The 22,413-nt window shown below is 66.0% G+C and carries 22 protein-coding genes and 1 tRNA gene; 9 read left to right on the forward strand and 14 right to left on the reverse strand.

The features are described 5' to 3' along the window. Positions 1-76: 76 nt before the first annotated feature. Positions 77-1,606, forward strand: coding sequence for an AAA family ATPase (locus GTV32_RS17070; protein WP_161061324.1), 1,530 nt, complete (start codon positions 77-79; stop codon positions 1,604-1,606). Further along, positions 1,510-2,739: a helix-turn-helix transcriptional regulator gene (locus GTV32_RS24115; protein ID WP_161061325.1), complete on the forward strand. Its 1,230-nt coding sequence runs from the start codon at positions 1,510-1,512 to the stop codon at positions 2,737-2,739. Before GTV32_RS17070 ends, GTV32_RS24115 begins: the two co-directional genes overlap by 97 nt. A gap of 21 nt (positions 2,740-2,760) precedes the next feature. Here the strand turns inward: GTV32_RS24115 and GTV32_RS17080 are convergent, their stop codons facing one another. Then, positions 2,761-2,967 (reverse strand): hypothetical protein, encoded by a 207-nt coding sequence (locus tag GTV32_RS17080; RefSeq protein WP_237422002.1) that lies wholly within the window; start codon positions 2,965-2,967, stop codon positions 2,761-2,763. Between the two features lie 331 nt (positions 2,968-3,298). Here GTV32_RS17080 and GTV32_RS17085 point away from each other — a divergent pair, with 331 nt between their 5' ends. The 3 genes from GTV32_RS17085 to GTV32_RS17095 are packed head-to-tail and all read left to right on the forward strand — an operon-like array spanning position 3,299 to position 6,579. Next, the gene (locus GTV32_RS17085) at positions 3,299-4,768 is read left to right on the forward strand and encodes an APC family permease (protein ID WP_161061326.1); all 1,470 of its coding nucleotides are present in this window, start codon (positions 3,299-3,301) and stop codon (positions 4,766-4,768) included. Then, positions 4,765-5,166 carry a hypothetical protein gene (locus tag GTV32_RS17090; RefSeq protein WP_161061327.1) on the forward strand — a complete coding sequence of 134 codons (402 nt, stop codon included), beginning with the start codon at positions 4,765-4,767 and terminating at the stop codon, positions 5,164-5,166. The genes GTV32_RS17085 and GTV32_RS17090 overlap by 4 nt, the downstream gene beginning before the upstream one ends. A 54-nt stretch (positions 5,167-5,220) precedes the next feature. Beyond that, positions 5,221-6,579, forward strand: a complete 1,359-nt coding sequence (locus GTV32_RS17095) for a dipeptidase (protein ID WP_161061328.1) — start codon at positions 5,221-5,223, stop codon at positions 6,577-6,579. On the opposite strand, the gene GTV32_RS17100 is transcribed toward GTV32_RS17095, so the two are convergent. Beyond that, complete coding sequence (locus tag GTV32_RS17100; RefSeq protein WP_161061329.1) at positions 6,566-7,612, reverse strand: acyl-CoA dehydrogenase family protein; 1,047 nt, start codon at positions 7,610-7,612, stop codon at positions 6,566-6,568. The two genes, GTV32_RS17095 and GTV32_RS17100, sit on opposite strands and share 14 nt — an antisense overlap. A gap of 159 nt (positions 7,613-7,771) precedes the next feature. Here GTV32_RS17100 and GTV32_RS17105 point away from each other — a divergent pair, with 159 nt between their 5' ends. Next, positions 7,772-9,424, forward strand: a complete 1,653-nt coding sequence (locus GTV32_RS17105) for an HNH endonuclease signature motif containing protein (protein ID WP_161061330.1) — start codon at positions 7,772-7,774, stop codon at positions 9,422-9,424. A 74-nt stretch (positions 9,425-9,498) separates the two neighbouring features. On the opposite strand, the gene GTV32_RS17110 is transcribed toward GTV32_RS17105, so the two are convergent. Beyond that, entirely contained in the window at positions 9,499-10,125 is a 627-nt protein-coding gene (locus GTV32_RS17110) for a lipocalin family protein (RefSeq protein WP_161061331.1), read from the reverse strand. Between the two features lie 63 nt (positions 10,126-10,188). Then, positions 10,189-10,626, reverse strand: a complete 438-nt coding sequence (locus GTV32_RS17115) for a hypothetical protein (RefSeq protein ID WP_202421830.1) — start codon at positions 10,624-10,626, stop codon at positions 10,189-10,191. Between the two features lie 202 nt (positions 10,627-10,828). On the opposite strand from GTV32_RS17115, the gene GTV32_RS17120 reads away from it, so the two are divergent. After that, a tRNA-Pro gene (locus GTV32_RS17120) sits at positions 10,829-10,902 on the forward strand. Positions 10,903-11,041: 139 nt separating this feature from the next. Then, positions 11,042-11,320 (forward strand): hypothetical protein, encoded by a 279-nt coding sequence (locus GTV32_RS17125; protein WP_161061332.1) that lies wholly within the window; start codon positions 11,042-11,044, stop codon positions 11,318-11,320. 13 nt (positions 11,321-11,333) lie between these two features. Here GTV32_RS17125 and GTV32_RS17130 read toward each other — a convergent pair whose 3' ends face one another. From GTV32_RS17130 to GTV32_RS17145, 4 genes are all read right to left on the reverse strand, one after another. Continuing rightward, on the reverse strand, positions 11,334-11,978 hold the full coding sequence (locus GTV32_RS17130; protein WP_161061333.1) for an LppP/LprE family lipoprotein: 645 nt from the start codon (positions 11,976-11,978) through the stop codon (positions 11,334-11,336). 83 nt (positions 11,979-12,061) lie between these two features. Continuing rightward, positions 12,062-12,253 carry a hypothetical protein gene (locus GTV32_RS17135; protein WP_161061334.1) on the reverse strand — a complete coding sequence of 64 codons (192 nt, stop codon included), beginning with the start codon at positions 12,251-12,253 and terminating at the stop codon, positions 12,062-12,064. Between the two features lie 33 nt (positions 12,254-12,286). Then, a complete protein-coding gene (locus GTV32_RS17140) occupies positions 12,287-13,312 on the reverse strand; it encodes a 2Fe-2S iron-sulfur cluster-binding protein (RefSeq protein ID WP_237421573.1) in 1,026 nt (341 codons plus the stop codon). Between the two features lie 5 nt (positions 13,313-13,317). Then, entirely contained in the window at positions 13,318-14,529 is a 1,212-nt protein-coding gene (locus tag GTV32_RS17145; RefSeq protein WP_161061336.1) for a cytochrome P450, read from the reverse strand. Between the two features lie 168 nt (positions 14,530-14,697). Here GTV32_RS17145 and GTV32_RS17150 point away from each other — a divergent pair, with 168 nt between their 5' ends. Further along, on the forward strand, positions 14,698-15,699 hold the full coding sequence (locus GTV32_RS17150; RefSeq protein WP_161061337.1) for an AraC family transcriptional regulator: 1,002 nt from the start codon (positions 14,698-14,700) through the stop codon (positions 15,697-15,699). Positions 15,700-15,775: 76 nt separating this feature from the next. Here the strand turns inward: GTV32_RS17150 and GTV32_RS17155 are convergent, their stop codons facing one another. The 6 genes from GTV32_RS17155 to GTV32_RS17180 all read right to left on the reverse strand — a co-directional run bounded on the left by GTV32_RS17155 (position 15,776) and on the right by GTV32_RS17180 (position 22,204). Further along, positions 15,776-17,086, reverse strand: coding sequence for an MFS transporter (locus GTV32_RS17155; protein WP_161061338.1), 1,311 nt, complete (start codon positions 17,084-17,086; stop codon positions 15,776-15,778). A 233-nt stretch (positions 17,087-17,319) separates the two neighbouring features. Beyond that, on the reverse strand, positions 17,320-18,285 hold the full coding sequence (locus GTV32_RS24120) for an AraC family transcriptional regulator (RefSeq protein WP_161061339.1): 966 nt from the start codon (positions 18,283-18,285) through the stop codon (positions 17,320-17,322). A gap of 220 nt (positions 18,286-18,505) precedes the next feature. Next, positions 18,506-19,129, reverse strand: a complete 624-nt coding sequence (locus GTV32_RS17165) for a histidine phosphatase family protein (protein WP_161061340.1) — start codon at positions 19,127-19,129, stop codon at positions 18,506-18,508. Continuing rightward, entirely contained in the window at positions 19,126-20,076 is a 951-nt protein-coding gene (locus GTV32_RS17170; protein WP_161061341.1) for a DUF6206 family protein, read from the reverse strand. Before GTV32_RS17170 ends, GTV32_RS17165 begins: the two co-directional genes overlap by 4 nt. A 320-nt stretch (positions 20,077-20,396) precedes the next feature. Then, entirely contained in the window at positions 20,397-21,533 is a 1,137-nt protein-coding gene (locus tag GTV32_RS17175) for a histidine kinase (RefSeq protein WP_161061342.1), read from the reverse strand. After that, on the reverse strand, positions 21,530-22,204 hold the full coding sequence (locus tag GTV32_RS17180; RefSeq protein ID WP_161061343.1) for a response regulator transcription factor: 675 nt from the start codon (positions 22,202-22,204) through the stop codon (positions 21,530-21,532). Before GTV32_RS17180 ends, GTV32_RS17175 begins: the two co-directional genes overlap by 4 nt. Positions 22,205-22,413 lie beyond the last annotated feature (209 nt).

The following is a 22,413-nucleotide window of genomic DNA, read 5'->3' on the forward strand; positions in this document are numbered from 1 at the left end:
ACAAATCCACGAAATGCCCACGCAACTGGGGCATGATGGTGTACGGGGTCGCGTAGAAGGGTGTGCGGTGGAGCGGATGTCGACCAGGACCGTGGACGTGCCGTCCGACGTCCTCGGTACCGAGGCGGGCCCGTTCGTCGCCGAGCGTCCACGGATCACCGCACTTCTCGACGGGGCGATCGCGCCCGCGACGGCGCCGGATGCCGAATCCCGCGGTGGGCCGGTCGTCCTGGTGAGCGCGCCGGCCAACACCGGGAAGACCGCCGCGGTCGGTGACTGGATCCGGACTGTGCCGGAGGCTCTGATCATCGAGATCGATGTCTCGTCGGCCGAGACCATGGAACGCATCTGGCGAAGGTGTCATGAGAGGTTGGAAGCCGCGTCGGATGCACGCCCCGCCCGCGTTTCGGAGCTGCTGCCGGCGGCGGCGCCTGCGACGGACTTCGCCGACACCGCACGGCGACTCGAACGGCGGCTCGCGCGGTCGGACCGGCCGGTGGTCCTGATCTTCGACGACGTCGACCAATTGGCCGATCCCGTCGGGGTGCACAGTCTCGACACCTTTCTCGCCGTCTTGCCCGCTCATGTCGCAGTCGTGTTGATCGCACGGCACGACCCCCCGCTGTCATGGCATCGGTATGCGCGTGAGGGTCGCTTCACACGGATCGGTGAAGACGCACTGTCGTTGACCGCAGCGGAGATCCGCGACGTGATGGCCCGGCAGCACACCGAGTTGACCGATGACGCTGCCGATCGACTGCTCTTCCTGACCGGTGGATGGGCGGCCCTGGTCCGGGTCGCGGCGAACCATCTCGCCGGTCGATCAGACGTCGCCGATGCGCTGGCGCAGCTGGAACGGTCGCCGAGGCCGGTCTCGGATTACCTGGTCGGCGACCTGATCACGGCGCTGCCCGCAGATCTGTTCGAATTCGCCTCCGTCACCGCGGCTCTGCCGGAATTCGAAGTGGATCTCGCCGACACGATCTGTTCGGTCGACGCGGCCCGCGCGCTGCGTGGCCTGGCCGATCACAGCTTTCCCGTCGTCGCGGCCGAACCGGCGCCCGGAATCCGGTCCTACACCTATCCGGGTATCGTCCGCGCCTATCTGCGAGGTGAACTGCGGACGCGGCGGCCCGGGGCGCGGGAACAGATCATCACCGAGGCGATCACTTGGTCCGTGCGCAACCGCCGCCACCACGGCGCAGTGCGGCTTGCACTCGAACTCGCCGACGGCGATGTCCTGGAGAGGACGCTCCTCGCCTGCGGGGTGCCCATGGCGCTCGACGGTTATCTGAACAGTCTTCTGGCTCTGCTGGATTCGGCCCAGCAGATGGTGGCGCAGAGCCCCGTGTTGCCGTTGCTGCACGCGCTGGTCGCACATGACACCGACGATCTCGAGCGGGCCGCCACCCATCTCGACCATGCGGTCGTCCTCGATCCGGCGCTCGACGATCCCCGGGCCGAGAGCGATGCGGTGGTGTACCTGTACCGAGCGCTCCTGGTGCACGTGTGGGCCAGACGGCGTGGCCGCGACATCTCCGAACTGATCCCGACTCTCGGGACCTGCCGATCGATGCGCGCGACGATCTCCTCGTCCTCGGACTGATCGCGGCCGGAATCGGATGTACCGCAGGCGGAGATCTCGACTCGGCCGAGTTCCACCTCGGACGCGCGATGGCTCTCGCAGAAGGAGCCGCGCGACCGCCACTGCGTGCGCGGGTCGGCACCGAACTCGCATCGGTCGCCTGGTGTCGCGGTGATGCGAGATCGATGAGATCGCTGGCGGTGGAGGCGATGTCATATGCCGGTGGTGTCGCTTCGCCGCACGGTCTCGGCCGGTGCGCCGCGGTGGCGGCGATGGCCGCATACCTCCTCGGCGATCCGGACCGCTCGGCCACCCCGGCCGATCTGGCGCCGCACGGCGGGGCCGTGGTCGAGTCCGGGCAGGCCCTCGCAGGCGGTGCACGTACCGCGCTGTGCGAACTGATCTCCGGTTTCGAGTACACCACCGAGCGGTACCCATCGGCGGATCGTGCGAGGCGAACCCTCGCGGCGATGCTGTCACACGACCCGGCGCCCCTGCCGTCCGGTGTGCTCCTGATCAGTGTGGCGCACATGTGTCTGGTGGTCGGCCGGCCCGACTGGGTGACCGAACTCGTCGGGATCGCGAACCGCGTGCACGGCCCGCACTCCGAGGCGGCGGTCGCCACCGCCGCGGTCCAGGTCTTCCACGGTCGAGGTGACAGCGCGCGGCGCACACTCGCGCCGGTGCTGCGGGACGCGGCAGGACTACATCCGCACACGGCTTCGGCGGCGTGGGCGGTCGAGGCTTTCGTGGCTTGCGAGCTGGGGGAGAACCGTGCCGTGCATCTGGCCCTGAACGCCGCCCTCGAGGTCGCCGATCGCAGCGGTGTGGTCGCCCCGCTGCTGGAGTCGGGCTCCACGCTGACCGACGCCCTGGCGCGTGACGCCGGGACGTTCGGGCACCTCGACGGCCTCGCCGAACGAGTGCTGCAGTCGGCGAACAGTCGCGCGCAGATCGACCATGCACATCTCACCCCGTCCGAGATGCGGGTGCTGAGCATGCTCCCGTCGGCCAAGACGGCCGGAGAGATCGCCGAACTCCTGTCGGTGTCGGTGAACACGGTCAAGACACATATGAGGGGTGTGTATCGAAAGCTGGGGGTCGGTTCCCGCCGCGATGCCGTCATCGCGGCGCGTTCCACCGGCCTGATCTGACATCGAGTCGTCACGGGACGATCAACGGGTTCGGAACTCCAGGAGAACGAGACCGAGCGTGTCGAGTCTGGCCATCACTCCCCGGACGGCCGCAGTGTCGGGGAGAGCGCCGGTGAGTCGGGTGGTGGTGTGGCGGTGATCGACGTCGGCGGTCAGCTCCGGAAAGCAGGCGATCGCGCGATCAGACAACGCGCCGTCGACGACGAACTCGTATTCATCTGCGCTCACGTCCACCTGCCGCATGGTCGGGGCCTGATCCACCCAGTCCGATGCTCCTCCACGGGTGACGGCGGGAGCATCATCCGCCGGGGATGAGGTGAGTGACGGGTTCTCGGCGGTGCGCAGGCCTCACTGAGATCTCTTCTGAAAGCGTATGCCGCGCAGTCGGATCACGGCCACGCGGGTTCTGGACGAGATCGCACGTAGACCAGAGGAGCGCACCGGACAGTTCACCCGCGCCGGATGAAGCGCGGCCGACGCGTCGGTGCGAGTGTCGGAAATGCTGAGCTCTCTCAACGAAGCGTCGCGAGCGGCGGTTCTCGGTGTAGGAGTGTGCTGGATGGGTGAGCATTCCACGGACGAAGGCCCCACGACTCAGGCGCGGGCGGGCGCGGGCGTGGCCCCACGGCCGGTCAACTACATCACCTGGACTGCGCTCGCGCTGATGACGGTGTCGTCGGTCGCGAGTCTGCGGCCGGCCCCGACCATGGCGGTATACGGGCTGGCCTGCGTGTTCCTCTACGTACTTCCCGCCATCCTGTTCCTGATCCCGACATCGCTGGTGTCCGCGGAACTCGCGTCCGGCTGGCCGGGTGGTGTCTATCGCTGGGTCACCGAGGGGATCTCGCCGAACATGGGATTCGCCGCGGCCTGGCATCAGTTCGCGATGACGATCTTCTACTACCCGACGTTGCTCTCGTTTGTCGCGAGCACCTTGGCGTATGTCATCGATCCTGGATTGGCGTCGAACGGGGTTTTCACGGCGATCGTGATCATCGTCGTCTACTGGGCCGGTGTGCTGCTCGCATTGCGTGGCGGCATCGGCGTGATCGCGAAACTCGCGTCGAGCGGCGTCTTGATCGGCACCATCATCCCGGGTGCGCTGCTGGTCCTGCTCGGTATCATCTACCTCCTTCAGGGCAATCCGTCGGCGGCGCCGATGACCGGCGGTCATCTCCTGCCGGCCTGGACCGGTATCGCCAGCATCGTGCTGATCGTCAGCAATTTCGGCGCGTACTCGGGCATGGAGATGAATGCCGTGCACGTCAACGAACTCAAGGAGCCGGGCAAGCAGTTCCCCCGCGCGATGTTCCTCGCGGTGGCCCTGGTCCTGGTGATCCTGATCCTCCCGCCGCTGGCCATCTCATGGGTGGTGCCGTCGGATCAGATCAGTCTGACCGCCGGCGTGATGCAGGCGGTGGAGGTGGTGTTCGCCCACTTCGGTCTGCAATGGCTGGTGCCGCTCATCGGGCTGGCCATCGTCATCGCCTCACTGGCCGGATTCATGACGTGGCTGTCGGGCCCGTCTCGGAGTCTCCTGCTCGTGGCCAAGGACGGTGGGTATCTGCCCCCGTACCTGCAGAGGACGAACAAAGCCGGTGTTCAGCAGAACATCCTGGTGGTCCAGGGATGGGTGACCACGGTGCTGGCGCTGCTGTTCGCGCTCGTCCCCGCGGTGTCGAACGCCTACTGGATCTTCATGACCATCACCACCGCCGTCTATCTCCTCGTGTACCTGTGGTTGTTCATCGCCGCGTACCGGTTGCGCAAGATCGCCCCCGACCACCCCCGCGGCTACCGGGCGCCGGCGCTCCCGCTGCTCTGTGCGGTGGGGTTCATCTCGTCGATCGCGGCGATTGTCATCAGCTTCGTGCCGCCATCCCAGTTCGGCGACGGGAGTCCATGGGCGTTCGTCGGGATCGTCGGCGGCGGCATCCTGCTCCTGGGGCTGATCATCCCTGCCGCGCTGATCGCGTTCCGCAAACCGAGCTGGCGTCTCCCGGCCGAGGTCGAGGAGGAGAAGCCATGAGTCCCAAGGCGATCTATTGGACGGTCGGGGCGGTGCTCGCGGTGTTGCTGGTGGTGATGCTGGTCAGCTTCGACTACGACCGCAACAGTCCCGAGGCGCGGGCCAAGGCGACGAGCCTCATCGCAGCGTATGAGGCGAACGGGCTCGCGACGCCCTTCTCGGTCGATGAGGTCGCCAAGGTCCTCGGCGACGACGGCGGGACGGTCTGTGCGGCCGCCGGGAGCGAAACACAGTTGGGTCAGCTCAAGACTCAGATCGGGGTGGGCGGTGAGTTCTACGTCCGGCCGATCATCGTGAAGCAGAACGTGTTCGAAGGGTTGCGGTTGATCGTCGAGATCTACTGCCCGGAGAACATCGCCACCGTGCGCGATTTCATCGCAGATCAACGTTATGCATGATGGGTGACGAGCGTCGGAGAACACGAATCCACAGTCGAGAACCGAGGGACGGCGATGAGTGACGAAGCCTTGCGTGACCGAGTCCACGACCTGATGCCCAGGGCACAGGCGGATCTGACCGAGATGGTGGGATTTCGCTCGGTCCACGATGCGGCACAGTCCCCGCCCGAGGAGTGCGACAAGATGGTCGACTGGTTGCTGGAGGCATTCAGCTCGGTCGGGCTCGCCGACGTCGCGGCCCACGAGACGTCGGACGGGAGCAAAGCGGTCACCGGCAGTCTTTCCGGCCCCGACGACGCGCCGACCGTCTTGCTGTATTTCCACCATGACGTGCAGCCGCCTCTCGACGATGCAGCGTGGGATTCGCCGGTCTGGTCACTGACCGAGCGAAGTGGCCGCTGGTACGGCCGCGGCGCGGCGGACTGCAAGGGGAACATCGCAACGCACCTGACGGCTTTGCGGGCACTCGACGGCGACATCCCGGTGAACATCAAGATCATCGGCGAGGGGTCCGAGGAGCAGGGGACCGGCGGGCTCGAGGACTTTGTGCCGAAGAATCCCGAACTGCTGAGCGCCGACGCGATCCTGGTGTGCGACGCCGGGAACTTCGCGGTGGGACGACCGAGCCTCACCACCAGCCTCCGGGGTATCGCGAACATCGTCGTCACGGTCGAAACACTCTCGTCGGCAATGCACTCCGGCATGTTCGGCGGTGCGGCACCCGATGCGCTGGCGGCGCTCATCGCCATGCTCGCAAGCCTCCGCGACGCGGACGGCAACACCACGGTAGCGGGCCTGCAGTCGGACGCGATGTGGGATGGCGTCGACTACCCGGCAGACGCGTTCCGGCGTGACGCCACCGTGCTCGACGGCGTGGACCTCGTCGGTACCGGACGAGTGTCCGACATGGTCTGGGCGCGCCCGGCCGCGACCGTTCTGGGTATCGACTGTCCGCCGGTGGTGGGGTCGTCGGCGGCCGTCCAGGCGAAGGCCCGCGCGCGCATCAATCTCCGTGTGCCGCCCGGCATGAATGCCCGACACGCGCAGGACGCGCTCATCGCACACCTGCAGGACGCCGCGCCCTGGAACGTTAAGGTGTCGTTCGAGCGGGAGGCCGACGGGTCGCCGTTCACCGGTTCCACCTCCGGACCCGGTTTCGACACCATGGTCGACGCCATGAAGAACACCTACGGCACCGAGGTGCTGCTGCAAGGACAGGGCGGATCGATCCCGCTGTGCAATGTGTTCGCCGAGACGTTCCCGGACGCGGAGATCATGTTGCTCGGCGTGGAGGAGCCGCTCTGTCTCATCCACGCACCGAACGAGAGCGTGGACCCCACCGAGATCGAGAACATGGCGGTGGTGGAGGCGAAGTTCCTACGTGATTATCCCGCCCGACTCAGCCGGAGCTGAATCGTGCCACCAGTAGGTCCTTCAATTGGGGACGGCTCGCGGCCACCAAGGTGAACACCGCCTCGCGGGAGAGCCGTTCGGGGTGGTTGCCGCGGAGCAGGCCGCGTCCGCCGTCGGCGGTGACTAGCGCGGCCGAGGCGTCGAGAGCGAGCCGGGCAGCTTCGGCACGCGCCGAGATCAGCACCGCCGCATCGGTGATTCCCTCGTCGAGGCGGGTGCGTACGACGCTGCCGCGTTCACGCAGCGAGCGGGCGGCGTCGGTGTGGCCCGAGATGTCGAGGAGTGCGGCGCATCGCCGGAGCAGACCCAGTGGGAGGGTGCCGTTGAGCCGGACGCCCATGTTCTGCGTCGCGAAGAAGTCGTCGAGTGTCACCTCGCTCACCACTCGATGATCCGGTATGACGAGACCGTCGACTTTCAGTGCAACCGTTCGTGTTCCGTCCGCGGCACCCAGGTGCAGCGGGGTGACGCTGATGGCTTCCGGGACCGCCGAGATCGGCAGGATCGCGGCGATCACATCGTCGGTTGCCACGTCACGCGCGGAGATCTGCAGCAGATCGACGACGCCCCAACCGCTCACGAATGGCGCGTACCCGTCGAATCGCCATCCGCCGTCTACCCGCGTTGCCCGCATCCGCGGTGGGGTGGGAACCACCCCCGCATAGGCCACCCCGGCCCGCAGGCGCCCGGTGGTCGTCGACTCGAACAGCTCATCCCGCAATGGCGCATTGGAGGTGCCCGCCAGCGAGATCACCACGCCGTGATGCTGCAGCCAGGTGAACGCAGTCGTGAGGCAGCCGCTGGCCATCACTTCGATGATCTCGACGACGTGCGCGAGATCCAGTCCCGGACCACCGGAACCCTCCGGTGCCGCGATGCCGAACATCCCGGCATCGGCGAGTGCGTGCCAGTGGCTCGACGGGATCACGCCGGTGTGATCGACCTCGGCGGCCGCCGGGAAGAGGAGCTCGTCGGCCAGACGGTAGGCATCCTCGAGCAGTCGGGTGCGCCGCTTCTCGGGATCGGTGCTCACCTCGTCAGCGTACGACGATCTCCGGCCACCAACCGCTCATTCTTGTCGGTGCTCCGGGATATGGTTGGGGTCAGTTGATGGTGATGTGGGTTGTCGTTTCCGATGACGGGCAGTTGTTGTTGGTGTCCTGATGGTTTCGATCTGTGAAGGCCCACTGTCGTGTTCACCTGTTCTGATCCCGATGCTGCCGTGGCGGCGATCGCGTCGACGTCGCCGGGTGAGCTCGGCGAGGCCGCGCGTGCGCACCTGCGATCGAGCCGCCGGCATGAGGCCCGTTCGTTGCTGGCGGCCCACCGCCTGGGTCAGGCCGTCTATGACGACATGGTGATGTCGCTCAGTGCCACCGGACAGATGCGGGTGCGCCACGGCGCCGACAAAGCGGCCATCGGTGAGATCTCGCTGCAGTTGGGGATCTCGCGCACCAAGGCCGGTACCTGGTTCAACCTCGGTGACGCCCTGCAACGCCTGCCCAAGATCCGGCGGGCCTATCTGGCCGGCGACCTCAGCACCCACCGCATGTCGACAATGGTCTACGCCGCCCAGACCGCACCCGACACCATCACCGGCGAACCGACACCGGTCGACCCCAGCGGCTCCGACGGTCCTGAACCTGCCGGCCCCGAACTTGCCAACCCCGACATTGCCCACCCGGATGCTGTCGACCCGGAACCCGGCGATTCTGGTGAGCTGCCGGATTCGGGTGCGCGCGGCGCGGTGTCGCAAGCTGATGCCGATGATGTGCCGGTCCTCGATTTCGAGGACCTGGCCCTGGAATTGTCGTCGCGACCGACCACCGACCGAGTGTTCACCGACCAACTCGCCGACATCGTCATCAGCCTCGACCCCGACGCCGCCACCGAGGCCCGCCACGAGTTCGCCGACGCCTGGCAGAACCTCACCGTCACCGCCGACGCAGCCGGACACATGAACCTCGACGCCTGTATACCCGCCGAAGACGGCGTTCACCTGACCCAGCGGATCACCGCGCTGATCGCCGCTCGCATCTGCCGCCGCGACCCCCGCCGCATCGGACAACACCGCGTCATGGCCCTCGCCGAGATCATCGGCGTCCCCGGCAAAACGCTCACCTGCGGCTGCGGCCACGGCAACTGCCCCACCCAGCCACCCACCGACCCGGTGACCGCCCCACACCGCGGCGACAGCAGCCACGAAGATACCGGCGACCACGTCTCGAACGACGGTGCAGCCGAGGAGATTCCGGTCGACCGTCGCTCAGACAGTCCGGTGGGCAAGGATGTGGCGCCGAACCTGATCGTCGACCTCACCGACCCCACCGTGCCGCGACTACGTGGTTACGGTGCGATCGATCCTGCCCTGGCCACCACGCTGGGCGAGCACTCCACACCCATCACCGCTCCCGACGACGGCAATCGCAGCGGCAATGGCAATGGCCACCGTCGCCCGTCTGGCCTGATCGTCGTCACCAACCGCGGTCCCGCACCACCGGCCGATCCCACCGGGCACGGCGGCCACCAGCATCCACCACCCGGAGCGTGGACCTATAAGCCCGCCGCACGGTTACGCAATCAGATCCTGCATTCGGACCACACCTGCCGATACCCCCTGTGCAGCAGATCTTCTCACGAATGCGAACTCGACCATCTCGTGAAGTTCGACCACGCCCACCCACCGGCCGGCGGCTGGACCGTGGACATCAACCTCGTACCCCTGTGCACACCCGACCACCACCGCAAACACCAAGCACTCTGGACACCCACCGTGCACACTGACCGCACCATCACCTGGCACAGCCCGACCACCGGCCAGGACATCATCACCTACCCGCGATGAAATCCTGGCCGGCCGTCAGGTGGCGAACGTCAGTACGGTGCGCTGTCAGAGTTGTCCGCTGTCAGAGTGCGATGTCAGACCGTGCAGAGCGGCGAATGGTCGGTCCGTCCACCTGTGGTCGGCGACACGAGGAAGGTGCACGAATTGAAACCGACCTTCTCGATCTCGCCGCGTAGCATGCGCAGAGTCGAGGTCGGGACGACCTTGTCGCGGGAGAGCAGGAACCCGGATGTCCTGGTTGGGTCGCCGACGACGGCGAATCGGTAAGGGTCGGTGGGATTCTTGCCATCGGCGACCCACGCGACGATGTAGTTGGGTGCATTGCCCGGATCGAAGCTGACCGGAACCTGCGGGAACTTCACGGACAGCTGGGCTTTGGTGACCGGGTCGACGACGGTGGCGCGACCCTGCACCCGATTGCTCTGGCCGGTGAAGGTCGTGCAGGTGTTCTCGACGCCGATCGTCTTGGCATCGATCGGCGTGTATGTGGCCTGGGTGTCCTTGGCGCAGTTCACGTTGAAGAACGCCGGCACCGCGGCGAGTTGCCACCACGAACCCAGATACCGCTGCGTGTCGAGTTTCGGAATCGGCTGTAGGGGAGCGGCCGAGGCCGACGCGCTGGTCGCGAACAATGCGCCGAGCGCGAGGGCTGCAGTCGCGAGCAGCGTGAGCAGCGGGCGGGTCGTGCGGGTGATGCGCATGGAGGCTCCGTTCGGTGTGCTGTGTGTGGTCAGCGATTCGGAGCCGCCGTCGGCGTGGATGGGTCAGTACTCCTCGGCGGGCTTCCACGTGGCGACCGCCCAGATCACGACGAGGTCGATCGCGATGATCAGGAGCGCCCACAACGGGTAGTAGGGAAGCCACAGGAACTCCGCGATGATCGACACCGACGCGATGACGATCGCCGCGACGCGTGCCCAGTCGCTGCCGACGGCCAGGCCGCCGGCTACGATGATGGCCAGAGTGCCGATGGCGATGTGGATCCAACCCCACGTCGTGAGGTCGAACTTGTAGACGTAGTCGCCACCGAGGACGAACAGATCGTCCCTGGCGACCGCGGAGATGCCCTGGAACACCGCGATCAGACCGCTCACGAAGATCAGTGCGGCCGCGACGATCGAGATCCCGAACGCGAAGCCGGTCTTGACTTCGTCGTCGGCGTCGCGGGCAGGTGTGGTCACGTCGGTTCTCTCGGCGGTCATGGTCGCCTCCCTTCGTTCGAACAGCAATCGGACGATAGTGCACGGTCAGATTAAGTTGCTGAAGCAAACGAATTGGCGTGAAACGCTACGTGCAGATCGAAACGTTATGTGGCGTCATGCGGATGATGCGAGCAGTATTTGGCGCTGACCAGCCGATTTAGTCCCATGGGGGCCATGGGGGTAAGCTATCGCAGGTTGCACACGGGGTGTGGCGCAGCTTGGTAGCGCGCTTCGTTCGGGACGAAGAGGTCGTGGGTTCGAATCCCGCCACCCCGACTCGGAGGATGAGGACTTGTCCGAATCCGACCAGAGCCTTCTTGTGGTTGAGAAGTAGTAGAGGCCCTGGCCAGGGAGACCTGGCCAGGGCTTCCTCGTTTTCGGGCTCTCCGCGGCTGTAGGTGTGTGACCATGGGTTATGCCGACACTTCTGACCTCGGATGAGCTCGATATCCGGATCCTCTTCACCGAAGCTGCGTCCGAAGTCGCGACGTTCGTGCGCGAGGTGATTCGGGAGCGCCAACCCATCGGTTTGTCGACGAACGCGGCTCACGACGTCTACGTCGTCAATCTCGCAAACGTCAAACAGTTCGCGCTGGCAGAAGTCGCTCGGGACGACGAGTCTCTGGCCGACGATCTGCTGACGGTCCTGACGTCGCTCGCCGAGTTGCGCGATCAAGCAGGCGGGCAGGCATAGCGTCCCGCGGTCATCAGCTCGGCGGAAAGGTGCCCTTGCGCTGGATACCGTCGTCGTAGGTGGCGGTCACGACGGTCGGCCCGCCGGTGGGGCAGCAGAAGGCGTCATCGTCGAGCCACCACCGGTACCGGACGCTCACCGAGCGGTGGGTATACCCGGCGATGCTCGTATACGAGTACGGCGTGGACTCCACGGTCCCCACGAACTCACCGCCGTGGAACAACAGCACGCGGCTGGTGGCCGTCGCATCGTGGTATCCCGACCCGGTGACCAGCACGAAATCGAGATGGCAGCCGTCGGCGAGCCGGTTGTCGGAGGACGTCTCGACCTGCCATTCACCCCCGTTGGGGTCGGCGCCCAGCGACGCGACGGCATCGTCGACCAGCGCGGAGTTCGCGTCCAGGCACACCCCGTGGCCGCTGCCGGCAGGCGGAGCCATCGGTCGCGGGCCGGTGCCGGGCGCGGTCATGTGCGTCGGCGCCGCAGTGGTCGGTAGCGCAGCAGTCGGCACCTCAGGGGTCGGCACCGATGTCGTCGGCGACGCGTCCGGGGGTGGGGCCTCGTCGGTGCGGCACGCCGTCGCCCCGATGAGCAGCGTCGTTGCGAGCAGCACGGCGGCGGCGAGGCGCGCGCCGCGAAGCGCCGGCAGGATCGTCATGGTTGGCCCCTGGTGGTCGATCTCCCGACCTACCCGGTCTATCGCTGCCGGCGCCGACGCGGTTACCGCGTATGCGGACGAACCTAGGTGTTGCCCTTGCCCTCGGTGTCGTCGAAGAACGACCACTCGCCATCGTGCTCGACCTCCATGCGCCAGCCGAGCTCGGTGTTGTCGGCCTTCTGGTCGACGAACCAGGCGTGCGCATCCTCGGCACTCTCGATGTCGCGGGTCGCGACGACGTCACCTTCGGGGTTGATCACTCGGTAATTGGCCATGCCCTCGGCGTACCCAGACCGGTGGGCGGCGAATCATGCCGGCACCGATTCCGCCAGGGTGGCCGGGGTGTACTTCTCCCGCTTGATGCTGCGCCCCGGCATCCGGCGGCGTTTGCATGCTTTCACCCCGGCATCGACCATCGCGGGCGGACCGCAGAGGTACGCGACGTAGCCGCGCAGACTGTCGAAGTCCTCGACGAGCGCTTCGCCGACGTACCCTTGCCGTCCCGACCAGGACTCGCGGCTGAGGCACGGTTCATACCGCACGCCGGGATGCGTACGGCTCAACGACTCCCAGAGCTCGACGTCGTAGAGGTCCCGCTGGTGTCGCACACCGTGATACAGGTGGATCTCGCGCCGGGGATCGCGTTCGAGCGCGTCGAGAGCGATCGAGGTGAGTGGCGCGAGGCCGGTCCCGCCGGCAAGGAGGATCATCGGGCCGTCGGCGTCGACGTCATGGACGAAATCGCCCCACGGACCGCGCATCTCGACCGGCTGGCCGTGTGTCAGCGCGTCGAAGATCCACCCGTCCGTCGCGAGCCCGCCGGGTACCCGCCGGATGTGGAACTCGAGGCGGTCGGCGCGACTGGGCGGATTGGCCATCGAGTACTGCCGCACCGCACCGGTGCCGGGTACCACGAACTCGATGTATTGTCCGGCCGAGAACTGGAGCGGTTCGTCGATGCCGACCGTGAGGGCGATCGTCTCGTCGGCGAGCGTGCGGATCTCGTGGACCGTTCCGCGCATGTCCCGCAAAACATGTCGCGGGCCGGTCGCGCCGTCGAGCGGTACCTCGATGCGCGTATCCGACGTCGGCGACGACTGGCACGCCAGGACATGACCTGCGGCCTGTTCCTCGGCCGACAACACCGTCTCGGATACCGCAGGTTGATCGACGCTGCCGCACAACACCTTCACCTTGCATGTGCCGCACGTGCCCTGGTTGCACGAATTGGGCAGGTATACGCCGTTGCGCAGGAATGCGTCCAACAGGCGCTGGTCTCCGGCGCACTCGACGGTGCGCGGATCGGACCCCGTGACCTCGACCGTGTACGACATCGCCGTCATACCTCCCACGTGACATGAAGCGAGGTGGGTCCGCGAAAGCCCCAGCCCCAGAACTCGACGTCGTTGTCCGTGTCGCGCTCCAGCGTGGGGATCGAGTCGAACAACTCCTCCAAGCCGATCCGACACACGTGATTCGCGAAATAGATTCCCGCACAAGCATGATTGCCGGCACCGAAGGCAAGGTGCGGTAGCGGAGGCCGGGTGATGTCGTAGGCCGACGGCGCCTCGTAGACGGTGTGGTCGTGGTTGGCCGAGCCGTACGACATGAGCACGACGGAACCGGCGGGCAGCGAGACCCCGGCCACCTCGACGTCGGTCGTGCTGATGCGCGCGGTCGCCGACCAGATCGGCGACGTCCAGCGCATGCCCTCCGAGATCGCCCGCGGGATGAGCCCGGGCTCATCGGCGACCTGCTCCAACTGATCCGGCCGCGTGAACAGACCGACAAGGGTCGAGGCCATCGCGTGTCCGGGTTCTTGCATCGCGCCGAGCAGATACACGTAGAGCGTCGGGTAGATGTAGTCGCGATCGCGGGTCTCGCCCTCGGGCATCCCGTCGTGCAGCCAGTGGCTGATCGCGCTGTCGTCGGGGTGGTCGATCCAGTGATCGATCAGGGGGTCGACGATGGCGCGGATCTCCTCCTTGGCCTGGTCGCCCTCGTCGAAACCCTCCGGGTTGGTGAACTCGCCGTTCTCGTCGACACCGGCGTTGGTGAACGAGCGCGACAGCTTGTGGAACCAGTCGCGGAGCTGGTCTGAACTGACCTCGCGCAGTCCGAGGAGATCTCCGAGAGCGCGCACCGACACCGGCTCGCAGTACTGCGCGACGAGCTCGGCCTCACCCACGTCCTCGAACTCCTCGAGGTAGCGGCGGGCGATCGGGCGGACGAGGTCATCGATCCATCGGTCCACCTCCTGCGGCTGCAGCGCAGGGTCCACCATGGACCGCAGGTCCTCGTGGATGGCGCCGTTCACACCGATGACAGCGGGATGACCGAATGTGCGGCCGCCGGCCTTGGTGATGATCGCCTCGAAGTCGTCGCTGGTCGCGATCTCGCGGCAGATCTCGGCGGTGCTCGCGACGTACGACCCGAGGACCGGCACGTAGGCGAGCGGTGCCTCGGCGCGGAGTCGTTCGTAGACCGGGTAGGGATTGCGCTCGAGCTCGGTCATGGTGATGTCGTCGAGCCAGGAAACGGTCGTGGTCATGGCTGTGCTCCTCGTCGAAGGTCGGCCGCTGCGGGCCAGGTGCCGACAGACGCTAGGGGTTCTCGACGCGTCGATCGATACGTCCTGCGCGACGACGAGACACATCACGCGAGCAATCTGTGATCTGTATCGCACGACCTCGCCGGGATGCGGTAGAACACAAAGACCATGTCCACAACCGAGCAGCTCGTGGGTACCCGGGATTGGGAAACAGCGCATCAGGCGGTCGCCGATGCGTACTTCCCGCACGAATTGCGCGCACTCGACGAGCGTGACGAGGTCGACCTCGATCTTCGTACGATCGAACTCGGTGGCGTGACCATCGGCCGTCTCACCTGGGGCACCGCCGTGTCCATCGCGTGTGACTATCCCGGCGCATACGAGGTCAACGTTCCGCTGACGGGACGCCTGCACTCCCGCAGCGGGTCGGACGAGTTGGTCTCCACGCCGGGACAGGGAACGATCTTCACGGCGGACCGGCCGTCGTTGATCACCCGCTGGACCGCCGATTGCCACGTGGTCGGGGTCAAGTTCGACGCCGACCACCTCGAGCGTGAGGCCGACCGCATCCACCTGTCTCCGATCCGCCGGCGCCTCTCGCTTCCGGAGCGGCTCGACGTCTCGGGCGCCGACGGCGCGTCGTGGCTGAATCTGGTGACGGCCCTCTCCGCTCAGACTCGGGATCCCGTCGACCTGCTCGCCAATCCCTTGGTCGGCCCGCAGCTCGCCAGCGCCGTGACCACCGCGTTTCTCCTGGCGGTCACTCCTGAGGCGGCGGAATCAGACGGGCACATGCGACCGGGGATGGTGAAACGGGTCCTCGACGCCCTGCACGACGACCCGGGCCGCGCCTGGACCCTCGCCGAGATGGCGGCGATCGGTGGGACGAGTGTGCGCAGATTGCAGGAGGCGTTCGCCGAGTTCGTGGAGACCACCCCGACCCGGGCCCTCGCCGACATCCGCCTCGACCGTGCGCGCGACGACCTCGACGTCGGCGACGTCACCGTCGCAGACGTGGCTGCGCGCTGGGGATTCAGCAGTCCGAGCCGTTTCGCGGCCGCCCATCGTCGGAGATACGGCGTCAACCCGTCCGAGGTGGTCCGCGGCAGCCAGCTGGGCCGGCCAGCATGGGACAGCGGGCGAACAACACCACCAATCGATTGCCCGTAGAACTTGGAGGCCGCGCGCCCCAGTGCGCGACGACGGCGCGCCACGAACCTGGTCGCCTCGAGGTGGTGGTTCCCGGTCAGGTCCGTCGGATCAAGAAGGTGATCGGCGTCGCGGCGAGGGTGAGAATCGCTCCGGCGATGTAGAGATTGACGTAATTCTCGCCGCTGGTCGACCCCATGTAGAGGAACAGGGGTGCGATGAACGGTGCGAGGGTGAGCGGTAGGGACAACGAGATGTTCATGAAACCGATGTCTCGGCCGCCATTGTCGCGATCGCTGATGGTGGCGATGGTGTACGCCAAGGTGATACCGGCCGTGATCGAGAACCCGATCCCGTTCACCACCGACCCGAGGTAGTACACACTCAGATCGCGCGTGGCAACGACCAACAGCATCCCGATGGCACTGATGATGATGCCCGAGATGAGGATCGGGCGATGGCGACCGGTCCTGTCGGCGAGCCAACCCGCCAGAGGGCTGAAGAGAAGCGATGGCAGACAGGCCGCGGACATGGACAGGGCCACCACGGTTGCGATGTCGTCGGGGCCGACGCCCAGATGGAACTCGGCGAAGTAGACGGTGTACGTCGAGCCGAAGGCGTTGCCCAGTGTCAGTATGAAGAGACAGAGGAGCAGCCACGACAGGTCGGGCGAGTCCTTGGGATTGAAGTACAACTTCGAGATCACCCCGCGAACACTCCACGAGCGCGCAGGCTCTGTGGCCTGTTTGGGCACAGAGCGATCAGGGAAGGCGAGCAAGAATGCCGTCACGACGACCACGGCGAAGATCGCGGGCGCGACGACCTGCAGAAATCCGCTGTGCGGAACCATCGCAACGATGATGCTGCCGACAACCATCGCCAGCATGTTGCTTGCACCTGCAAAGCCGCTCAGAAGTCCCTGCTGGTGCTCGGGGACCCGATCGGTCACGACTGCGAACAGCGGACTCACGGTCGCAGGGCTGAAGCTCGACAGCAACAGCCACCCGACGACCAAACCGAACAGCGAGTCCGCTGCGCCCATGATCACGGCGCCGATGACGGTGCCGACGAGCCCGAGTGCGATCCACGGCGCGCGGCGCCCGAAACGACTGCGTGTGCGGTCGCTGAGCGCGCCGAACAGAGGCGTGCAGAAGGTCGCGCAGAGCATCCCGAGGCCAGACAGCAACGAGAACGTCGTCGTCTTCCCATCGGGTGCGACATCACCGACCCGCAGCGCAAGGGTTATGTAAATGGGGGTGTTGACGGCAGTCACCGCTGCCAGCGCGGCCAAAGTGTAGAGAGAGATGAACGACTTGCTCACCTCGTTCGGCGCGCCGATCTGCGGCACCGAAGTGTTGCCGTCGTACGGCACCGACGAGTCGGTGGACGTACCTCCCGAGTGGACCATGCTGCCTCCGAGTGGACTGTGTGGGGAGTGTCCGGCATCTCGCGCTCGGTGAGCGAGCGCGAGCGCGGGCACTCGTGTGCTCTAGATCTCACCTCGTCGGAATGTCTGTCGGATTGAAGTTGCGCGCCAATCTTTCGGATCACCGCGCCAACGAGAGGCCGATGGAGGTGGCGACACTGCCCCACGAGGGCCGGCAGAAGAGACGCAGCGGGCGCTCGCGTGACGAGCAGGAATCAGCCTGCTTGAGGATGGGTGTGGTGCAAGGCGCGAAACTCGGTGGTCGTCATCCCGTACGTTCGTTTGAACTCACGACCGAAGTGGCTCATGTCCGAGTAGCCCCAGCGAGCAGCGATGTGCTGAACCGTGCTCATGCTGGTGAGGAGTTCCTGGCGAGCGCACTCGAGGCGAGCGGAACGGACCATGCTGCCGAAGCTCCTGCCCGGCCCGTCGAACAGTCGGTGGAGCGACCGTACGGAGATTCCGTGGGCGGCCGCCGCGTCAGATGGGCTGATCGGCCCGAAAGGGAGGCGGCCGTTGACCCAGTTCTCGACGCGCTGACGCATCGTGTCGCTGACCGCCTTCGAGTCGGCGAGCTCCTCAGGCCGGATCGCGCCGATCAGCAGACCCACCGCCGCGTTCCGAATCGCCAGCGCATCGGCCGCCGACATCGCGGCCGGCTGGCTGAGCACCGAACTGAGCAGGTCCGCCAGCACCCGGGCCGTCGGTCGTGCCTGCGGTGACACAGCGTGAGCGTAAGTCTGTCCAGAGCGGTAGCCGGAGGCGGCCAGAGCCTCTTTGGGGACGAAGAGGACGGTCTGCTCTTTGACGATGTGGACGGAATGCTCTGCCACGGCCGCGTTATCCCAGATGCCCATCGATTCATGCAGACTCATCACTGGCGTGTCATCGCGCCACTGCACGTCTTCCCCGGTGGGCGGCCAGGAGGCCAGAAATCCGACATAGTCCCCGGCGTCGGAATTGCGCCGATACCGGGCCCGGTATGGACTCGTCTTGAATCTCACGACCAGTGTGTCGTCGACCCAGCGCCGGGTCATGTCCCCGCCGAACGGTCGTTCGTAGGGGAGGGGATCTACTCGGTCTCCGAGGTAGCTGCTCGCGAAGAAGTGACCCCATTCGTCGAGTCGGTCCGACGAGGCATCCGGTTGCAGTCTGAGTGACTCGAGTCGGGATTCGACCACGTCACCATCTCCTTCACTGTGACTCTGAACCGCTCACGGAAGCGCATGGACGCGCCGGAGCGGGCAGAACATGTCGAACGAAACAAACGGAACGAACGTTCACATGTTCATCAGGCAGTGTAAGGCATGCCGTGGTCGTCGCGCATCACGCGTCAGCCACCGGGAGTTTGGATGGAGTTTCCCCCAGCGAGTGCCCTGCGACGTCGGAGCCGGGCGATTCTCAGAAGAGCGACCCGGTGGGCAGTCCGGTGTCGCGGAGGTGGGGTGTCTCGTTGACAGTGACGATCATTCGTCCTGTGTCGCCGCCGACGACGCGGGTGATCGACGTGTACAGCGGGTAGAAGAAGCCGGTCTGTTCCCATGGGAGTTTGAGCATCGCTGCCGTGTACCTGGCGATGACGCCGCTGTGGCAGAACACTGCGACGACATCCTTCGGATGGCGGGCGATCATGGCGTCGATACCGGTGACGACGCGTTCGTGAAAAGTCTCCAGCGGCTCGTAATACTCGGGCCAGTCCGTGGCCGAAAGGCCGTCGCGCCACCGCGGATCGCCCGCGGCTTTCAGCTCTTCGGCAGGGATGTAGTGCGCCGCGCGTGTGTCGTTCTCCGTCACGGCGGGCTCGATGATGGGCGTGATCCCGAGCTTTCGAGCGAGGGGGGCCGCGGTCTGTTGTGCGCGTCGCATGGAGCTCACGTAGATGGTGCTGATCGGCTCGGACCGGAGGTACTCCCCCAGCAGTTCCGATTGCGCGTGGCCGCGCGGATCGAGATCGGGATCCGCGTAGCCGTTGTCGACGTTCACGCGGGTCGGCAGTCCATGTCTGATGAGTAGCAGTTCGGTCATCGGTCGTCTTTCACGCGTCGGTCGGCGCCATAGCTGGAAGTGTTGGTGAGTAAGGATTCGTATCGGCGACCTGTCCGCTGGAGCCAGAGACGCTGAAACTTGCGAAGCGCGTGTGCGACCGGATAGAACCGTGCGTCACTCCGGAAGTTGTCGCGTGCGCGGTCTATATCGATGTCTATGGAGTGCTGGCGTCTGATCGCCGCTGCGAAAGGCTCGCACCAATTCTCCAACGCTTCGCGGTGCAGCAGCGCGACGAGATCGTACAAGACGAACTCGAGCTCGGTGTATCGCGGAAGCCATTTCCGGGTCTCGCGATCGAGGAGCGGCCGGACGAGGAGCGGGTACTCCTGCGAGAAGCCGTCATCCGGGAATCGGACCCTGTCGTCCTCATCTAGTAGGAAGGGAGTGGACAGGTCGAGGTACCAGACCCGATCACCGTGCCATACCCAGTTCGATGCCTGGGCGTCGAATGCGACCCCGGGCCGCACGACCTTGCCCGCCGCATCCACGATCGCTTCGACGACCGGATGGTCTGCGTCGGGAGTCTGTGCCTTGAGGATATTGCTCACGAGCGACTCGGGAGGCATCAAGGGTTGGCAGTGGTAGACGACCGCGCTGCCGTCCGGACGCTCGTGTGTGAGGACCTCGGTCCTCACACACGCCACGCCAGACTCCTCGATGACCTCAATGTAGTCGCGGGTGACGCGGCAGTACTCCGCAGCTGCCGCGAGCGAACGAAAGGGCGGCACGCGCTTGACCACGATCTGCCCACTGTCGACGCGCCAGCGCATGGCGAGGCTGAACTCTCCGTTGCCGACGACATCCACGAGGTCGTTGCGGCGCTGGTCGATCGCTCGGCGCACGACGGTCTCGACCTCGTGCAGATGCGGGGTGCCGATCAGTCTGTCGGGTGTGCTCGGGAGTGCAGCGCCGCCGTGGGAGCTCATCGGACCGGACACCAGATGTGTCCGGTCCGATTTTCCGATACCCGTTGTGTCTCGCATACAGTGCTGCACCGACATGAGGGCGATCGTTTTGTCGTCTCGACTTCGACCATGGGATTCCTTCACTCGACTGGGTGTCTTCGGTTCGCGTCGCGTCCGGTGCGTAGACCGATCCGGATGGCCCTGTCGGACAACCGGTCACGAGGTGCGTACACGCTGATCCACTGTCTACGGCACGGGACGAGGACCGATAGAAGATGCGCGCCACCTGATCGGATCGCGCTGCCAGGCCGGGTGTCGACGAGAAGCTGAACAACCCGGGCTCAGCGACCCTCCCCAGTAGTCGGCAGAGTGAGCGACACCGAGAAGCCACCGTCCGGAAGCCGATGTGCCTCGAGGCTCCCGCCGAGGATCTCGGCCCGCTCACGGAGTCCGATCAGGCCGTGGCCCGCTCCAGGCAGAGGAAGTGCAGGCCGTGTGGGCGGCGTGTTGGCGACGGTGACGGACAGGCCGGACCGATCGGAAACGCGGTAAGTGATCGTCGCCTTCGATCCGGGCGCGTGCTTACGTGCGTTCGTCAGGGACTCCTGGATCGTCCGGTAGATCGTTCTCTGCCAGGCGCCAGGGAGTTCGCTCGGCAGATCGCCCTGCATCAGGACATCGATACCGGAGGAGTCGACAAGCATGCGGATGTCCGAGATCGCCGGAAGGGGTGCGGTGGTCCGATCTTCGCCGGTCCCCCCGGATGCGCGCAGCAAGGTCACCAGATGTCGTAGTTCATCGAGTGTGCTGATGGCCAGTCGTCGGATGGTCGCAGCTTCGCCGCGGGCACGCTCGGGATTCGGGTCCACGAGGATGGTGGCGGCACGTACGGCGATCAGAGTCACCTGATGGGACACCACGTCGTGCATCTCACGGCCGATCTGTGCACGTTCGGTGGCAAGCACATTCTGGGCGTAGAGATCTCGTTCGTGTTCGTGGGCGGCTTCGATTTCGTCGAGCCGAATGCGAAGCGCGTGATGAACGCGGGTCAGTCGTCCGAGAAGAGCGGGGGCGGCGGCGCCGGCGGTGAAGTAGGCCAGTCCGATGACGATGGCGCCGGCGCGGTGGGGCTCCGGTAACGACATCGCGACCGACGCGGTCACCGCGCTCGCGACCACACATCCGGCTACGATCGTGGCTCGGGTCGTACGCCTGGCCACCGAGTACACGGTGACGGCGGGCGCGGCGACAACACCCAGGACCGCCAGAGCGGGGAGGGTGAGCAGGAATGCGGCCACCGGATGTCGCCGGCGCGCAACGACACCTGTGATCGCCCCGACCGCGCACCCGACCGTGAGAGCCGAGATGGGTATGTCGTCGGCCAACAGGGCCACCCCGATGTCGGCGAATGCCGTCGTGAGCACCAGCAGATCGAGAAGCAGGTTACGTGACCGTGAAACGGTTCCGATGGTGTTCATTCCGTGTCGAGTAGGCCGGCGCGCTGTGCGACCAGAGCCGCCTCGACGCGGGATCCGACGCGCAACTTCGTCAGCGCCGCGCTCACGTGATCCTTGATGGTGCCTGTGCTCAAGTACAGTTCGTCGGCGATCTGGGCGTTGGTCAGACCTGTGGCGAGCCATACCACGACATCGCGCTCACGAGGGGTCAATAATGCGACGCGCGCGATCGCAGCTTCTTCCGTACTGGACGCGCGCCTTGATCGAAGCAGGGCAGCCGTCGCCGGCGAGGAGAGCACAACCCCTCCCGCGGCGAGCGTTCGGACGCTCTGCGCGAGTTGAGTGGGCTCGGAATCCTTCAGAAGGAACCCGGACGCACCGTTGCGCAGCGCGGTGAGCACGTACTCGTCGGTGTGAAATGTTGTCAGCATGGCGATCGCGGGCCTGGTGTCCGACCTGCGTCGTAGATCCTCGAGAATCGCCAGCCCGTCGGGTGGCGGCATCCGGATGTCGAGGAGCACGACGTCGGGATCCGTGGTGGCGATCGTCGCGAGCGCATCCGAGCTGGACGCCGTCGCGACCACCTCGATGTCGGCGGCAACATCGAGGATCATCTCGAAGCCGGATCGGATGAGGGCCTCGTCGTCGACGATCACGACCCGAACCGGGCCGGGTGCGCCTGTATTCGACATAGTGCCTCAATGTAGACGCTCGCTGCCCAGGGCGACCGGTCGTGGGAGACGAACCAGCCACCCGGCGGGGTCGAAGCGGTCACTCGACGGATGGGCACGGCCGCAGGGCGCGATGACACTGGATTGACCCGGCTCCGCCACCGGGAGGCCCACCGCGACGAACTTCGGAAGTCACTCAGGCAAGAGCGTTGAATCCGCCGGCGCACGGA

The organism is Gordonia sp. SID5947, from assembly GCF_009862785.1.
GTDB lineage: Bacteria > Actinomycetota > Actinomycetes > Mycobacteriales > Mycobacteriaceae > Gordonia.

Bases quoted from the DNA above. Each gene is read 5' to 3' on its own strand.
- GTV32_RS17155 (WP_161061338.1), bottom strand. From the start codon at position 17,086: ATGGTCCACTCGGGAGGTACGTCCACCGACTCGTCGGTGCCGTACGAC.
- GTV32_RS17175 (WP_161061342.1), bottom strand. From the start codon at position 21,533: ATGAACACCATCGGAACCGTTTCACGGTCACGTAACCTGCTTCTCGAT.
- GTV32_RS17150 (WP_161061337.1), top strand. From the start codon at position 14,698: ATGTCCACAACCGAGCAGCTCGTGGGTACCCGGGATTGGGAAACAGCG.
- GTV32_RS17110 (WP_161061331.1), bottom strand. From the start codon at position 10,125: ATGCGCATCACCCGCACGACCCGCCCGCTGCTCACGCTGCTCGCGACT.
- GTV32_RS17130 (WP_161061333.1), bottom strand. From the start codon at position 11,978: ATGACGATCCTGCCGGCGCTTCGCGGCGCGCGCCTCGCCGCCGCCGTG.
- GTV32_RS17090 (WP_161061327.1), top strand. From the start codon at position 4,765: ATGAGTCCCAAGGCGATCTATTGGACGGTCGGGGCGGTGCTCGCGGTG.
- GTV32_RS17165 (WP_161061340.1), bottom strand. From the start codon at position 19,129: ATGACCGAACTGCTACTCATCAGACATGGACTGCCGACCCGCGTGAAC.
- GTV32_RS17095 (WP_161061328.1), top strand. From the start codon at position 5,221: ATGAGTGACGAAGCCTTGCGTGACCGAGTCCACGACCTGATGCCCAGG.
- GTV32_RS17070 (WP_161061324.1), top strand. From the start codon at position 77: ATGTCGACCAGGACCGTGGACGTGCCGTCCGACGTCCTCGGTACCGAG.
- GTV32_RS17085 (WP_161061326.1), top strand. From the start codon at position 3,299: ATGGGTGAGCATTCCACGGACGAAGGCCCCACGACTCAGGCGCGGGCG.
- GTV32_RS17115 (WP_202421830.1), bottom strand. From the start codon at position 10,626: ATGACCGCCGAGAGAACCGACGTGACCACACCTGCCCGCGACGCCGAC.
- GTV32_RS17145 (WP_161061336.1), bottom strand. From the start codon at position 14,529: ATGACCACGACCGTTTCCTGGCTCGACGACATCACCATGACCGAGCTC.
- GTV32_RS17135 (WP_161061334.1), bottom strand. From the start codon at position 12,253: ATGGCCAATTACCGAGTGATCAACCCCGAAGGTGACGTCGTCGCGACC.
- GTV32_RS17180 (WP_161061343.1), bottom strand. From the start codon at position 22,204: ATGTCGAATACAGGCGCACCCGGCCCGGTTCGGGTCGTGATCGTCGAC.
- GTV32_RS17125 (WP_161061332.1), top strand. From the start codon at position 11,042: ATGCCGACACTTCTGACCTCGGATGAGCTCGATATCCGGATCCTCTTC.
- GTV32_RS17170 (WP_161061341.1), bottom strand. From the start codon at position 20,076: ATGAGCTCCCACGGCGGCGCTGCACTCCCGAGCACACCCGACAGACTG.
- GTV32_RS17140 (WP_237421573.1), bottom strand. From the start codon at position 13,312: ATGTCGTACACGGTCGAGGTCACGGGGTCCGATCCGCGCACCGTCGAG.